The 640-nt window shown below is 45.3% G+C and carries 1 protein-coding gene and 1 pseudogene; both read left to right on the top strand.

Annotation, left to right across the window (positions count from 1 at the left end; genetic code table 11):
• A pseudogene (locus ACS8FC_RS18510) lies at positions 1 to 224 on the top strand (ABC transporter permease); the annotation flags it as partial.
• A 64-nt stretch (positions 225 to 288) separates the two neighbouring features.
• Positions 289 to 640, top strand: a 352-nt coding sequence (locus tag ACS8FC_RS18505) for an ATP-binding cassette domain-containing protein (protein ID WP_439297868.1), incomplete at its 3' end; no start/stop codon positions are given.

Genomic DNA, 640 nt, shown 5'->3' with positions numbered 1-640 from the left:
AGACCATCATTCCTGCCAAACGTATTTGGTTAATTACCTTTGCCGTTGTGGTCGGTGCAGTATTGTACAAACTGTTTATTCAGGTCGCACTATCGAGCGATACGCTACGTAGTATCGGCTTTGGTCCGCAAGATTTGAACTTAATTACCGCGTTACTCGTGGTACTGGCTTTGGTCTTACCAAAAGCGAAAACGAAGTTTCTATCACGCAAGGTTCGCGCCTAATGACAGTTAAAGCAAGTATCAACAGCACTTGCTTTGCTTGAAGAGATAATAAGGAATAACGATTATGATGCAAGCCACCGATTTACAGTTGACCTTTAATCCAGGGACACCTATCGACAACCCTGCCCTACGTGGTATCAGTTTGAATATCGCTGATGGTGAATTTGTCACCGTTATTGGTACCAATGGTGCAGGTAAATCGACTTTTTTGAACGCAGTCAGTGGTACAACGCGCGTCGATAGTGGCTCAATTTTGCTAAATGGCATTGATGTTACCAAAAAATCCGCCCATCAACGTGCACACTGGGTCGCCCGTGTTTTTCAGGATCCAATGGCAGGTACTTGCGAAGCGCTGACGATTGAAGAAAACATGGCTTTGGCCTATAAACGTGGCGGCAAGCGCGGTTTGAAGTTTG

It is taken from the genome of Psychrobacter sp. 1Y4 (genome assembly GCF_051847555.1).
The sequence above is the reverse complement of the archived record's forward strand: the minus strand, read 5'-3'. Positions and strand labels throughout refer to the sequence as shown.